Genomic DNA, 14,958 nt, shown 5'->3' on the forward strand with positions numbered 1-14,958 from the left:
GGTTAAAATGTCAAAATTTATAGTAATTGCTTCTGGAAAAGGAGGAGTTGGCAGAACTACACTAACATTTAATATTGGTGTAGGGATGTCATTATTCGGCAGAAATGTGGTAATGTTAGATTTAGACTTAGTTATGGCAAATATGGATATAATAACTGGCCTTTTAAATCCAGATGTCACATTACATGATGTACTTGCTAAAAATAGGTCTATTGAAGACTGTGTTTATGAAATTGATCATGGTATTCGAGTTATTCCTACTGGAATACATTTTGAAACATTAAGACATATAAATCCAAAATATATATCCTGGAGTAAGATATTAGATGAAATATCAGAGTATGGAGATGTTTTCTTAATGGACATGCCTGCAGGTATTAATTCTAACATTTTTGAAGGGCTTCCTGAAAATTCAGAAATGATCATTGTCACAAATTCTACAATGACTTCAGTTGCAGATGCCCTTAAAATCAGAATTTTATCTAATGAGCTTAGCATTAATATAATTGGATTTGTATTGAATATGTGGTATGATGATGGTTTCCTGCTTTCTGTAAACGAAATAGAATCCATACTGGAAGTTCCTATGATTGGAATTATTCCATATGACCGCGAAGTTGAAAGATCAATGGCTCTTGGAAAATCAGTTGTTGAAATCAACCCATCATCCCCTACAAGCAATGCTATCATGCAACTTACAGCACATTTGCTGGGAGAAGATTATAAGCCTATTGAACCAGATAAAGCCGGCATCCTAAATAGATTGAAGAAATTTATAGGTATACTGCCAGATTAAGGCCATATATTGCATTTTAAATCATTTTTTAATTATATTATTTATTTCAAGTTATTTTCAACCATATTTTAGTTATTAATGTGGATTATGTTAATTTTTAGAAATTTAGTAAAAGTTATTTTCCAAATAAACCTATTTAGAACTAAATAAAATGAAAATGGGGACAAATTTTTGCCAGTGGATGTAGTCGGACTGGGGGCGTGTAATGTTGATTTTATCCAAAAAGTAGATAAATTTGCAGCTCCAGATGATGAAGTAGCTATAAAAGAACTTATCCTATCTGTTGGAGGATCAGCATCTAATTTTACTATTGGCATTTCACGTTTAGGTGTTAAAACCGGCATTATGGCCAGAGTTGGTCATGATTATTTTGGTGAAGTGGCAGAAAAGGAATTTAAAACAGAAGGAGTTGAAACTCAAAGATTTTTAATGACAGATGAAAAAACAGGCATGGTTTTTATTGCAGTTGAGCCACAGGGAGAAAGATCAATGTATACGTTTATAGGGGCAAACCAGAAATTTCAACTGGAAAAAGAGGATATTGATTATATTAAAGAATCAAAACTCCTTCATGTTACTCAAATGTATCAGAATGTGGTTGAAAGGGCATCAAAACACGCTAATTGTCTATCATTTAGCCCCGGACCGATACTTTCATCTTTTGGACTTCATAAACTTGAAAAAATCCTCAAAAGAACGGATATTTTATTTTTAAATAAAAAGGAAATGACTATTTTAACTGGAATGCAAATGGACGAAGGTGCACAGATACTTATTGATATTGGAGTTTCTAGAGTTATTGTAACCTCTGGAGAAAAAGGTGCGACTCTTTACACTCGAAATGAAGTTATTTATTCACCAGCAAAAAAAGTTAAATCAATAGACACTACTGGAGCGGGAGATGCATTTGCAGCAGGTTTTATTGCAGCATACATTAAAGAAAAAGAGTTAAAAGAATGTATGGAGTTTGCAAATAATGTAGCATCTTATTGCGTGAATAAATTAGGTGCTTTAAACACTCCAAGACTTCAGGATTTGGGTTTTAAATAGTTAAAAAACATTTAAATTCCAAAAAACATTGCTGCATTATCATGTGAAACTTTTTTGATATATTTTTCTTCAAAACCAGCTAATTTCATTTTATGAACAGTTTTGGGTACAGACAAACTATCAGAAGGTGAAGAGCTTATGTCACTATCAATGGTGAACTTTTCAAATCCATATTCTGCGATTAATGAAACAGCTTCGTCAGGAGTCATTTTTTGGGGCTGAACAGTGATTCCAAGCATTGAATCAAGCTCAATAACATCATCAACTATAGTTTTATCTACATGGTCTATGATAACCAATGCAGGGTCTATAGTTTCTTCTATAATTGAAGCTGTAACTTTACTTACATCTTTTTTGTTTGTACGTGGTGTGTGGACAACGACTTTCATTTTTAAGTCTTCAGCAAGTTGTAATTGTCTTTTAAATATTTCTTTTTCAGAATCTGAAGCTTTTTCAAGACCGATCTCACCAATTGCAACTATGCAATCATTTTTAAGCCAGGAAGGCAAAGCTTCAAGTGCCCTTTTGAAGTCTTTTGAAATGCTTCTTGGATGAATTCCAATGGCTGCATACAACTTTAAACCATTTTCTGCAGCTCTTTTAATATCATTGTTTAAAATACGGTGCCAATGGTCAAAGACTACATCAGAGGTAGTCATGCGAAAAGGGTCATGAGCGCAAGTTATAGCAAGTTCAACGCCAGCTACTGCCATTTTTTCAAAGTCTTCATAAGGCCTTGTATCTGCATGTATATGTGAATCTATCATAAAATCACCAATAGGAGTTATTTGGGTTTAAATCTGGTTATAGGACTAATATATTTATGCTTTATCTTAAAGGTTTATTTACATAAATTTAATATATTTATAGTTAAAAAGCATAATATCCTTATGATTAGTGAAATGATTCATAATATAGCTTAGCATATCCTTATAAAGGAGATTATTATGGATACAAAAAATATTTTAGATGTGTATGAATCTGTAAAAAACGATATAAAGTTTATTACAGCGTCAGCTGTCCGTACAAAGATTATTTTATCATTAAATAAATCGGATAAATGTTTAAATGACTTTAAAAATGAAATGAATTTGCAGTCGTCTTCCATATTGCGTGCACTTAAAGCACTTGAAAATGAAGATATGGTCTTTAAATTGGAAGGTAGATATTTTTTATCGGAATTTGGCAGGATTATTGCCCTTAAATTGGAAAATTTTTTTAAATCAGTTCATGCAATTACAAAATGCGAAAAAATATGGCTGGATCATTGTATAAGTGGAATACCTCCATTTTTAATTATAAAGATAGGGCATCTTAGTAATTCTTTTATTGTAGAGTCTACATCTACAGACATCATTAAGCCACAAACATATTATGCTGAAATATTGTCTAAATGTAATAGAATAAGAGCTGTTAATTCAATTTTTTATTATCCCTATTTAGAGTTATATAAAGAAAGATTTAAGAGTGAAGCAGAAGTAGAAATGATATTAACACCATTAATATTGGGTGTTGTTAATAAAACTGTATCTCGTGATAAATTGGAGAAAATAATATCTTCTAACCATTTCAATTTATTGGAAATCGATGAGGATGTTAATATAAAATTCACAGTCACTGAAACATTCTTTAGTTTGGGTTTATTTTTAAATGATGGATTATATGATGCTACAATGAATTTAGTAAGCTATGATAGAGATGCAATTAAGTGGGGAAATGAATTATTTGATTATTACTTAAAAAAATCCCAAAACTTTAATTTAGACGAGTTAGAAAACCTTTAAATGATAAAAATTTATTTTATTATAACTCTTCTCATGTCTTTTTAAATAACTATTTTTATATGGTTGTTAAATATCAATATTATATTATAATTTTACAGGTGAATCTATGTATACTGATGATATTTTTCTTTTTCATGATGAAGTGAAGGATGATTTAAAATTCTATGGCATATCAAGTGTCAGAATGAAAATCATGATAAGTTTAAATGATGGGCCTAAAAAAACTAAGCAATTAAGAAAATTGACCGGGATACAACCATCTACCATTATACATGGTATTAATGAACTTGTAAAACAAAAAATAGTTTTAAAAGAGGAGGATACTTACTATCTATCGGAAATCGGAAGAATATTGGTGCCTAAATACATTGATATGATTAAATCAATGGTTATACTGAAAAATAGCCAAAATTTATGGCTTAAACATGAGATAGATGCTATTCCTCATCACCTGTTAATGGAAATTGGTGATTTAAGTAATTCGCAGCTAATTGAATCTGATAACACAGATATTTTCAAAACCCATGGAAATTTTGTAAATATGGTATCTCAATCCGAAAATATAAGAGGAGTTTCTACGGTTTTTCATCCAGATTTTGTAGGCGTATTTAGAAAAATAATAGATAAAAACAGTGAAATTAAAGTGGAACTTATATTAACGGATGAAGTATTAAAAAAAACCATTATGTCCATTCATAAAACGAATTTGAAAGATTTAATCAGGTGGGTTTCCAAAAAAAATCTGATTCTGTGGCGATTAAATGAAGATGCAAAAGTAGGATTTACAGTTACAGATAATTTTTTATCATTGGGTTTGTACAAAAAAAATGGAACATATGATTCTTTAAGGGATTTGATAAGTGAACATCCTGATGCTATTGCATGGGGCAATAAGTTATTTGATTATTATCAAAAAAAGGCAGATAAAATCGAATTAAAAAGACTGGATAAACTGATATCTATTTTGATATAGTTTTATTTTTAATTAATGTTAAAAATAAGATTTTATTTATTAAAAATCATTTTTTTCTATTTTCTAGTTTAGTTATAGCCTCTCTAAGTGCGTCTTCAAATCCTTGGGATTCTCCTTTGGAATTTTTTAAGGCAGCATTCAAATAGGGGAGTGCAGATTCGTCGCTTATATTGCCTAATGCATTTGCTGCATTTACCCGGACTAAATAACTTTCATCATTTAAAGATCCAACAAGGGACATGATGGCTCGATTGTCACCTAATTTGCCTAGAGAAATAGCAGTACATGCACGTAAGAGATAATCTTTATCTTTTAAAATTTCCATCAATGGTTCCACAGCTTGTTTATCTCCAATATCTGCAAGGGCCTCAACTATTTCACATTTAACATTAACACATCCGTCTTGCAGTGCTTTGATAATGGGTGCAACTGCTTTTTTATCTCCTATTAAACCAAGAGAAAGGGCAGCAATTTCTCGAACATGCCAATATTCATCTTTTAAAAGACGGATTAAGGGATCTACTGCATTTTTATCTCCAATTCTTCCAAGAGATAATGCAGCAGCTTTCCGAATAGGCCAATGATCATCATTTAGTAACTTAATTAGTGGATCAACAGCTTTTGCATCTCCTAAATCACCAATAAAATAGGCTGCTATCTCACGAGTTTTATTATCTTCTGTATCGTTTAAATTTTTTATGAGACCTTCAATGTCTTTATTGTTTCTCATTTTTTCTAGATCTTCATAAAGCATTTGGTTGCTCCTTTTTAACATTTCTTATAAAATTTGCATTTATCTGTTTAATATACAATTATGATTCAGGTTAATTAAAACTTTACAAAATATTGTATTAAAATTTAAGCAGGAAATTGAATGTTATTTAAATAAAAAAATTGTATTTCGCTTAATTTAAAAGTAAATTATTTATATATTCTAATAAAAAATGTAAATTAAAATTAAAGGAGAGGATTTGATTGGATGTAGAAGAAATGGCTAAAAAAGCAAAACTAAAAGATTTGAAGGAAATTGCCAAAAAAAATGATATAAAACTTGGACGTTGTCCAACAAAGCTGGATATAGCTAAAAAGATTCCAAAAAAGGAATTAGAGAAGTTGGTATCTGAATAAATATAAAAAAATTTGAAAACTGAACTTTTTTATTTAATATCTTCAAATTCAACTCTATAATTCATTAGATCATCTAAAATAGTGCTAATATTGGAGATAGGTACTCTTTTTTGTTTTAAGTCATCTCTATTTCTTATTGTGACCTTTTTATCTTCTAATGATTCATGATCAACTGTTATTGCAAAAGGAACTCCTATTTCATCGGATCTTGCATATCTCCTCCCAATGGTACCGGAAGCATCGAATTCTGCTATTAATCCTTCTTTTCTTAGATTATCTTTTATTTGAATAGCTATATTTCTCAGTTCTTCTTTATTTAAAAGTGGAAAAACATTTACTTCAACAGGAGCTATATCTTTTGGTAATTTGAAATATTCACGTTCGTTTTCTTTATCCTCTGTAAACGTGTGTAAAAGCACAGAGAAGATTATACGGTCAATACCGTATGAAGGCTCAATAACATGTGGAAATATCTTTTTTCCCCTCACAGTTTCTTCAACTTCTTCAAAACTCACGTGTTCTGGCAACAATTCAAACGATTTATCTTCAATCTGAAGTTTGAATGCACCTTCATTCTCAATAGTATCTTTAACAGTTTTTAGTTGAATATTTTCAAGTTCTTTAAGTATCTTTGGTGCATCTCCTTTAAATGAAGGTCCAAATTTGCCCATATTGGGTTTTAAAGCCAACTTTTTAATTTGTTTAGGCTCATCGTATTCAACAAAGACACTTAATTCTTCTTTACTATGTTTACTGTGGGATTTCAAGTCAAAATCAGTCCGGTCGGCTATTCCAATTATCTCAACCCAGCCGTATCTTTCAGTATAAACTTCAACATCCCAACAGTCAATAGCATAATGGGCCATTTCAGCTGGAAGATGCTGTCTAAATCTTATAACTTCATCAGGTATTCCAATTTCCTTTAAAAATTTACTTGCGATATATAATTGGTAAATAAGTATTTCACTGGAAACTAAGCCTTCTGCAAGTGCATCTAAAGCCGATATTTCGATTGAATCACCTTCAGCCATTTGAATTTCTGCAGGATAAAGTTTGAGCATTTTATCTTTAATTTCAGGGAACTTTGCATGTGTTTTATCCTTTGGATCAACAAAAATCTCTGCTTCAGCTTGTGTAAACTCACGGAGCCTTATAACGCCCTGTCTTGGTGAAATTTCATTTCTGTAGGCTTTTCCTATTTGAACAACACCAAATGGTAATTTACCTCTAAAGAAACGTAAAAGTCTTTTAAATTGAATGAAAATTCCTTGAGCTGTTTCAGGACGCATATAACCTGTTTTTTTACCTTTAGCGCCGATTAATGTCTGAAACATTAAGTTATAATTCCATACATGACTTAAATGGCCGCCACATTTAGGACAAGCTATTTTTTCATTGGAAATAATTTCAGTAAGCTTTTCATTGCTTAAACTTTCTACATCACGGTTAATCACTTCTTCAATTATGTGATCTGCTCTGTAAACTTCCAAACAATCTTTACATTCAGTCATAGGGTCTGTAAAATGGTCAACATGTCCTGATGCTTTAAGAGCCTCTTCAGGCATTACTGTTGGTGATTCTATTTCATAGAAACCTTCCCCTACAATATAATATTTTCTCCATTTCTGGATAATTGAATTTTTTAGTATGGCACCAAGGGGGCCGTAATCATAAAATCCTGCAACACCTGCGTAGATTTCAAATGAAGACCAGAGGAAACCTCTTTTTTTTGCAACATTCATTACCTTGTCATGTTTCATAATATCAACTCTATTATTATTTACTTAAATTTATGAATTAGATTAAATATTAAAACTAAAGGCCATAAACGCCTTAATTAATTAGATAATTGTATTTAAAGATATTTTAAATTATAATTTCCCGTCAGCTTTTTTTATTTTTATTTTTTTAAGCAAGTCCTGATCATGCTTGATTCTGCTTGATTCCGGACGGTCCTGTCCCATATATTTGCTGTCTCGCTCAGGATGTCCATATGGTTTTTCTGAGGGGGATGTCATGGTTTCAAAAACGATTTGACACACTCTTTGGCCAGTGTACAGTGCAACGGGCATTTTCCCAATGTTTGAAATTTCAAGGGTTATTTTTCCGCAGAATCCCGGATCTATGTAACCTGCTGTAACGTGCATGGTCACTCCAAGCCTTCCCATGGATGATCGCCCTTCAACCCTTGCAACAAGGTTATCAGGTAATTTCACGGTTTCATAAGTGGTAGCAAGGGCAAATTCACCTGGATGAATTATAAAAGGTTCTCCATCATTAATATAAAAGGATTGCATGTAAGAATCTAAATCTGATTCATCCATTGGATCTATGCATGGTTTTTTAATTATTCTAAAACCTTTAAATTCATTTCCTATTCGTAAATCAACTGATGATGGTTGTATCTGTATATCTGGATCATCAAGGGGATCAATACTGATTTTTCCTGAATCAAGATACTCTTTGATATGTTTATCGCTTAAAATAGCCATTTTATGCCTTCTTTTTCTTTTTTTCTTCACTCAAAAATCTTTTTATTTTCGGCGCCCCGAAACTTTAGTTTCGTGGGCTTTTTTAACTTCTATTTGTGAGATATCTTCAATAATATTGGGAATTCCGCAGCTGTTTCCAACTCCAACTACAAGAATATTAATGTCATCTTTTGAATTTAAAATTGATCTTTTTACCACTCGTAGTGCTTCTTTAGAGGCATCTGCTATTTTCTGGTTCATGTTACTTATAGCTTCTTCAGGGCTCATTTTCACAATAACTGCGTCAATATCAAGGTCTTTTTTAACAATTTCTTCTTCAATTGTCCATTTATCCACACCCAATCCTCCAATTACGACCCCAATACCTTGCGCTACTTTCCCTGTTTCCTCACCTTCAAGTTTAACTGCAGCGTCAACTGTTATAATTTTGTTTATATTTTCAGTTTCAATAAGGGATTTTACAACTTTCCCTACCTTTCCCATACGGGCTCCAGGACCTTTAGCGCGAGCTATAACTAATTTACGTTCATTCATTAACTTTTTAGCAATGAACATATCTTCCATTTCAGTTATTTCTTCGTTTTTATAATCTTTCATCAGCATGCCGGCTACAAGTGGGCCTAATCCGTCCCCAATAGGTTTGCCCTCAGAAAATGATTTTGCACCTTCAAATTGGGCCTTAACAATCCTCATTATAAGTGGAAGACTCATTTGAAGCATCAATAATATCTGTAAATTTCCAGTTTTCCTTGAAAGTTCCAGATTATGCCTTACTTGTTTTGCAACAGCATTAATTCCAAGCGTGGCTTTTAAAGTCATTACAATATTTGATTTAGTTTCTGCATCGGCTAAAGGAGCTATTATACTTACCATTTGTTTAAATCTGTCTTCACTTAAGTCTAAAATCTTTTCAAACTTCTTCACAATACCATTAGGATCGAGATCTACTGGTGGAACTACAAAAAACTCCATAAAGTCTTCAATAGCTTCTGATTGGTCAAGAACAGGTTTTCCTTTTTCTTTAGACATTTTTATGAGTATTTGTTTTGATTTTTCAACCATATCCTCTAATTCCAGTGTCGTTTTAGTAACACCAGATATCATTCTTACTCTTAAAATCCATGGGAGCAGGAAAATGAGTAAAATAAACACCAATATTCCAATTAAATCAAATGGACTTAAACCAAATAGCATTTTGCTCCTCCAGTAAATAAATAAATGTTTTAATTATTTTTTCTTTAAATTTATTCTTATTTTTCGTATGGTGCCAATTAAAGTATGTGCTTCTCTTCCAGCAATAAAAGCTCTTCCAATTATTCTTCTAAAGACTGTAGACGATGTTTTTTGTTTATGTTCAGGATAACCGGTGCATTTAATTAATTTATCCATTTCATGAATTAAAAGTTCTTTTTCAGATTTTGATGCCTCTTCCAATTCTTCTCGAGGATATTCCTTTTCTTTTTTGAATAATTCGTATAATATGATTGCTGCAGCATGTGATACGTTTAATACGGGATAAGAGTCATCTGTGGGGATGGTTACAACGATATCGCAGAGTGCAACTTCTTCATTAGAAAGTCCGTTGCCTTCTCTTCCAAATACTATGGCAATATTTCCAGTTATATTTAATGATTCTGCAAGCTGCGCTGGCGTAATGGCAATTCTTGAAACATTGTAACTTCCGCCAGCCATTCGTGTGGTGCCCACTGTAAAATCGATATTTTCGTTTTCAATGAATTTTCCAAGTGATTCATATGATTTATGATTCCATATCACTTCTTTTGCATGCATTGCCTGATAATAAGCTTTATTTTCTAATTCACATGGATTAATTAGCACTAAATCTTTAAATCCAAAGTTTTTCATAGTTCTTGCTAGAAATCCAATATTCCCGGGCGATTCTGGTTCCACAAAAACTATATAAATCATTTTTTTTTACACCGCATAATCTTTAATTAAAAATAGGAACTTATTTCTCATAAGCCCTCTCAAGAAGCTGTAATATGTTTAATACAGGAATTTCAACACCCTCTTCTTTTAAAGACGCCTGAATATTGTTTTGACAGAATGGACAGATAGTTATTACTGCATCAACATCTAATTCTTTTATCATTTGGGCTTTACTTTTACCTAAAGCAGCAGCTATTTCAGGTTTACCTGAGCGAACTCCGCCACCAGCCCCGCAACATTGATTTGGATTTTTCATTTCCACAAATTCAAGTCCTTTGATTTTTTTTAATAGCTCACGTGGCTCTTTAGTAATTCCCTGACCTCTATTAAGATGGCAAGGGTCATGATAAGTTACCCTCATATTTAAAGGCTTCATATCCTCAGTATTTAAGTTATCAACTAAAAATTCACTTATATCTACTACATTTAGCTTAACACCATATCGGGGATAATCATTCTTTAATGTAGCCCCGCAACCAGCACATACAGTGATTATTGTATCATAACCTTCAAATACTTCCTTATTTTTTGATACAAGCTCCTCGACAAGGTCAGTTTGTCCAGTTCTAATTAAAGGAGAGCCGCAACAAACCTGATCTTCAGGTACAATAACATCTATGTCATTGTCTTCTAAAACCTTAAGAAGGGCAAATCCAATTTCAGAATGTCTGTAATCAACAAGACACCCTGTAAAGAATGCTATATTTGGATTTAATTTCTTATTTTTAGTTGAAACTGCTTTAATAAATCCTTCACCTAATGGTTCAACTGATCGTCCTGTTTTTGATATTAATTCCTTTACTTCTTTGTGTGGAGGAAGAGGTCCAACTCCTTCATTGCATGCAATTTCTCTTAACTTTTCAATTGCCCCTCCAACAGTGCTTATTTCCTTTGGACAGACTTCCCTACATTTCCCACAGGTTGTACAGCAATAAAGTCCTTGATCAAACCCAATTTTGGCGCGATCAGATTTATCTCTTGGATCAAGGGCGAATTTTGATAAATAACGCATAAAATAAGGGCCGGCATATTCTTCTGTTTCTTTTATAACGGGACATGCGGAAATACATGAAAAACATTCTATACAACTTCTTAGTTTCTTTGAATCCGCATATTCATCTGGTTTTAAAACCATAAGGCATGATGCACTGTCTTGGGTTATTTCATCTGCATTTAAGGAGAGTTTCATATCTTTAATTTTATTTTCAATTTCGCTTCTATTAACCACAAGGTCTTTAATGATATCAAAGTCAAGTGGCTCAATAACAGATTTATCTTCAATTTCAGCCTTACATGCAAGCACTACTTCGCCGTTCACCTTTAAAGCACATGATCCGCACTGTCCTGCCCTACATGAACATCTATAAGCTATATTTGCATTATATTGTTCATTAATATAGTTTAATGCATCTAGAACCTTCATTTTCTCTGTTTTCTGAACATTATATGTTTCATAATGAGCGTTTTCATCTTTTAGAGGATCAAATCTTAAAACTTTAACTTCTATCATTTCTATCTCCATATTTTTGGTTAAAAACATGCTAAAATAATTTTAAATTCATATAACTGGATTAAATCCAATATTAATGAAAGTATAGTCTATTTTATAGTAAATATCAGTTTATAATATCTTATATTTATAATTGATTTTAGAATATCAAAATAAAATTATAATCCTAATTTAAAATTTAAGAGCAATATTAAGAATTATCATTAAAAATTAAACATAAATATTGTATATTAAAAAGAAGGGGGAGGTATATAACGATAAAATTTTAAGAAATCATTAAAATTATTATAATTTAAAGTTATAGTTACCGATAAATGTTATTAATTGAGTTTCGGTGTTTCTCCATGCTTTTCTTTGTATTCTTTTAAGAGTATATTCTGTCTTTGTTTTGAACTCCTCTTACTGTCGTTTTCACGGTATCTAAAGTATGTAATTTCTTCAGATGCGTCTGATTCGTCTAAAAGATGTGTTAAAATGTTATGTTTCAATTTTCCTTCACCGATATAGATGACTTCTTTTTTATTATCTGCAAACTGAAAGACACCGTATGTATTTGGCAGTTCATTTATATTTTCTTCATTGAAATCAATCCAACGTTTTGATACTGGCATTCTCTTACCTCCAATTGTATAATATCCTATTTTTCAATATTTTGTATTTGGTGTATATAAGCACTTAGGTTTTGACTAAGTTCAACTGGTTTTAATTATTTTTTCTTTGATTGCAAACCAGTAAATTGAAAGTTCTTTTTCAATTTCAGTATAATTTGGAAATTTAGCCGATATTATGCTCCAAAATTTTTTACTATGGTTTAATTCAACAATATGAGCTATTTCATGGAAAACAAGGTATTCAATTAAATTTTCAGGTAAATATATCAAATATTTATTTATTGAAATGTTTTTTCGGGAGCTGCAACTTCCCCATCTTGATTTCATCTTCCTCAAATAAACACGATTCACACTTACATTAAGTTCAAAAGAAAATTCCCTAACATATTTCTGGATTAAATCGTTGAATTCATCTTCGCTACGACTAAAATTTAGTTCCTTTAAATTAGCCTCTTTTTTGGATGCATTAATGGCCGTAAATTTTTTATAAATCCAGTTTTTATGTTTATCAATGATTTTTTCATGATTTAGGCCGCTATTTGGTGCAATAAGAACTAAATTTTCATCTTTAATCTCTAATCGCCAGTATTTAACATTACGTGGGATTACTTCATATTTTACAGTTAGTTCATGAATTTTAACACTTTTTTGCATTATTCTTCCCTTTTTCCTTATTAAAACATGCTATGGACATACTCATACATAAAACTTAATTTAATATAATGATGATAATTAAATTAATCTAAATTCTATTTATCACTATGAAAAATAAATCAATTAAAATTATGCTCAATGATTATAAGGAGATATTATGAACTTAAAATCTATTCTAACGAATAAAAAAGATGAAAAACTGTTCTTATTAGGTAATGAAGCAACCGTACGCGGAGCTCTTGAAGCTGGCGTTTCTGTTGCTTCAACATATCCTGGAACACCTTCATCTGAAATTGGAAACGTTTTATCTAAAATTGCAAAGGAATCAGGAGTTTATTTTGAATTTTCAACCAATGAAAAAGTAGCACTTGAAGTTGCAGCCGCAGCAGCAGCATCAGGACTACGTTCATTTACTTTTATGAAGCATGTGGGATTAAATGTTGCATCAGACTCATTTATGAGCATTGTTTACACAGGAGTAAATGGTGGAATGATAATTCTTTCAACTGATGATCCTTCAATGTTTTCATCACAAAATGAACAGGATAACAGACATTATGCGCGAATTGCAAACATTCCAATGATGGAACCTTCAAATCCTCAAGAAATTAAGGATTTAATGAAATATGGATATGAATTATCTGAAGAGTTTCAAATACCGGTTTTAATGCGTACAACTACGCGTGTATCTCATATGAGGGGAATAGTGGAAGTAGGGGCGGTTAAAACTCCTAAAAAGACAGGTTACTTCAATAAAGACCCGCGACGTTTTGTGCCAGTTCCTTCAAGTGCAAGAGAAATGCATAAATCCCTTGTCTTAAAAATGGAAAAAATAGCGGATGTGGTGAATAATTCTCCATTAAACCAAATATTTGACAACAATGGTAAAATAGGCATAATAACCAGTGGAAGTGCATTCAATTATGTAATGGATGTAATTGATGAAAATAATCTTCCAATAAATGTTTTAAAAATTACTTTATCTTACCCTTTCCCTGAAAAACGTGTTTTAGAATTTATAGATGGGTTGGATAACATAATAATTGCTGAAGAAGTTGATCCTGTAATGGAAAAGGAAATTTTCGCCGTTATTGGAAAAAATGGGCTAAATAAAAAAGTTCATGGTAAACTGGATGGAACATTACCTTTGATTTTTGAGTACAGTCCAGATATTATTCTTGAGGGCTTAAAAAAAGTTATTGACATTAATTTAGATAAAAAAATAGCATATGAACCTGAAATACCTCTTCCAGCACGTCCACCAACTTTATGTCCGGGATGTCCCCACCGTGCTGCTTACTATGCTGTTAAAAAGGCAGGGGAGAACTTGGATCTGGATGTGATTTATCCAACCGATATAGGCTGTTACACTCTTGGAATAGAGTCTCCGTATGAAATAGCTGATTATTTACTTTCTATGGGTTCAAGCATAGGTACAAGCTGTGGATTTTCAAGATCAACCAATCAGAGCATTGTAAGTTTTATAGGAGATTCTACTTTCTTCCATGCAGGAATTCCTCCATTAATAAATGCAGTTCATAATAAAGACAAGTTTGTGCTTGTTATTTTAGATAATAGGACAACTGCAATGACTGGTGGACAACCGCACCCTGGAATTCCAGTTGATGGGATGGGTGAGGTAGCTCCTGAAATTTCAATCGAAAAAATTGTGGAAGCATCAGGTGTTGAATTTTTAAAGGTTATTAACCCGCTTAACATCAATAATTCTCAGAAAATATTTGAAGAAGCGCTTCAATTTGAAGGTGTGGCTGTAATTATTTCAAAATATCCGTGCATGTTAATTAAAGGCGAAAAAAAGAGAAAGCACGTGGTTGTTGGTGTGGATTCTGATAAATGTGATAACTGCATGGATTGCCTAAGGGAGCTTACTTGCCCTGCAATTTATCTTGCAGATGATGAATCCGTGAATATTAATGCTGCGTATTGTAAAGGATGCACAGTTTGTATTCAAATGTGTTCCAAAAAGGCTATTGGAGTTAAAAAGTAATT

General features: G+C 31.9%; 15 protein-coding genes. 6 read left to right on the forward strand and 9 right to left on the reverse strand.

Annotated features, from left to right (window positions below):
- Positions 1-7: 7 nt before the first annotated feature.
- Both HZC47_09345 and HZC47_09350 read left to right on the forward strand, forming a co-directional pair.
- A complete protein-coding gene (locus HZC47_09345; protein MBI5681085.1) occupies positions 8-796 on the forward strand; it encodes a P-loop NTPase in 789 nt (262 codons plus the stop codon).
- Positions 797-967: 171 nt separating this feature from the next.
- The gene (locus tag HZC47_09350; protein ID MBI5681086.1) at positions 968-1,846 is read left to right on the forward strand and encodes a carbohydrate kinase family protein; all 879 of its coding nucleotides are present in this window, start codon (positions 968-970) and stop codon (positions 1,844-1,846) included.
- Positions 1,847-1,857: 11 nt separating this feature from the next.
- On the opposite strand, the gene HZC47_09355 is transcribed toward HZC47_09350, so the two are convergent.
- Positions 1,858-2,613, reverse strand: a complete 756-nt coding sequence (locus tag HZC47_09355; GenBank protein MBI5681087.1) for a TatD family hydrolase — start codon at positions 2,611-2,613, stop codon at positions 1,858-1,860.
- A 180-nt stretch (positions 2,614-2,793) separates the two neighbouring features.
- On the opposite strand from HZC47_09355, the gene HZC47_09360 reads away from it, so the two are divergent.
- Positions 2,794-3,630 (forward strand): DUF1724 domain-containing protein, encoded by an 837-nt coding sequence (locus HZC47_09360; GenBank protein MBI5681088.1) that lies wholly within the window; start codon positions 2,794-2,796, stop codon positions 3,628-3,630.
- A 106-nt stretch (positions 3,631-3,736) separates the two neighbouring features.
- On the forward strand, positions 3,737-4,603 hold the full coding sequence (locus HZC47_09365; GenBank protein ID MBI5681089.1) for a DUF1724 domain-containing protein: 867 nt from the start codon (positions 3,737-3,739) through the stop codon (positions 4,601-4,603).
- A gap of 46 nt (positions 4,604-4,649) precedes the next feature.
- Here HZC47_09365 and HZC47_09370 read toward each other — a convergent pair whose 3' ends face one another.
- On the reverse strand, positions 4,650-5,357 hold the full coding sequence (locus HZC47_09370) for a HEAT repeat domain-containing protein (GenBank protein ID MBI5681090.1): 708 nt from the start codon (positions 5,355-5,357) through the stop codon (positions 4,650-4,652).
- Between the two features lie 221 nt (positions 5,358-5,578).
- On the opposite strand from HZC47_09370, the gene HZC47_09375 reads away from it, so the two are divergent.
- Positions 5,579-5,731 carry a hypothetical protein gene (locus tag HZC47_09375; GenBank protein MBI5681091.1) on the forward strand — a complete coding sequence of 51 codons (153 nt, stop codon included), beginning with the start codon at positions 5,579-5,581 and terminating at the stop codon, positions 5,729-5,731.
- A 29-nt stretch (positions 5,732-5,760) separates the two neighbouring features.
- Here the strand turns inward: HZC47_09375 and glyS are convergent, their stop codons facing one another.
- The 7 genes from glyS to HZC47_09410 all read right to left on the reverse strand — a co-directional run bounded on the left by glyS (position 5,761) and on the right by HZC47_09410 (position 12,948).
- Positions 5,761-7,491, reverse strand: a complete 1,731-nt coding sequence (gene glyS, locus HZC47_09380) for a glycine--tRNA ligase (GenBank protein MBI5681092.1) — start codon at positions 7,489-7,491, stop codon at positions 5,761-5,763.
- Positions 7,492-7,602: 111 nt separating this feature from the next.
- On the reverse strand, positions 7,603-8,223 hold the full coding sequence (locus tag HZC47_09385) for a dCTP deaminase (protein MBI5681093.1): 621 nt from the start codon (positions 8,221-8,223) through the stop codon (positions 7,603-7,605).
- Positions 8,224-8,265: 42 nt separating this feature from the next.
- A complete protein-coding gene (locus tag HZC47_09390) occupies positions 8,266-9,417 on the reverse strand; it encodes a DUF1512 family protein (GenBank protein MBI5681094.1) in 1,152 nt (383 codons plus the stop codon).
- Between the two features lie 33 nt (positions 9,418-9,450).
- A complete protein-coding gene (locus HZC47_09395) occupies positions 9,451-10,152 on the reverse strand; it encodes an RNA methyltransferase (GenBank protein ID MBI5681095.1) in 702 nt (233 codons plus the stop codon).
- A gap of 40 nt (positions 10,153-10,192) precedes the next feature.
- On the reverse strand, positions 10,193-11,683 hold the full coding sequence (locus HZC47_09400; protein ID MBI5681096.1) for a succinate dehydrogenase/fumarate reductase iron-sulfur subunit: 1,491 nt from the start codon (positions 11,681-11,683) through the stop codon (positions 10,193-10,195).
- A gap of 320 nt (positions 11,684-12,003) precedes the next feature.
- Entirely contained in the window at positions 12,004-12,294 is a 291-nt protein-coding gene (locus tag HZC47_09405; protein ID MBI5681097.1) for a hypothetical protein, read from the reverse strand.
- An 81-nt stretch (positions 12,295-12,375) separates the two neighbouring features.
- Positions 12,376-12,948, reverse strand: a complete 573-nt coding sequence (locus HZC47_09410) for a M48 family metallopeptidase (GenBank protein MBI5681098.1) — start codon at positions 12,946-12,948, stop codon at positions 12,376-12,378.
- A 157-nt stretch (positions 12,949-13,105) separates the two neighbouring features.
- Here HZC47_09410 and iorA point away from each other — a divergent pair, with 157 nt between their 5' ends.
- Positions 13,106-14,956 carry an indolepyruvate ferredoxin oxidoreductase subunit alpha gene (iorA, locus tag HZC47_09415; protein ID MBI5681099.1) on the forward strand — a complete coding sequence of 617 codons (1,851 nt, stop codon included), beginning with the start codon at positions 13,106-13,108 and terminating at the stop codon, positions 14,954-14,956.
- The last annotated feature ends 2 nt before the right edge of the window (positions 14,957-14,958 follow it).

The organism is Methanobacterium sp. (genome assembly GCA_016222945.1).
In the GTDB taxonomy this organism is placed as follows: Archaea; Methanobacteriota; Methanobacteria; order Methanobacteriales; family Methanobacteriaceae; genus Methanobacterium_D.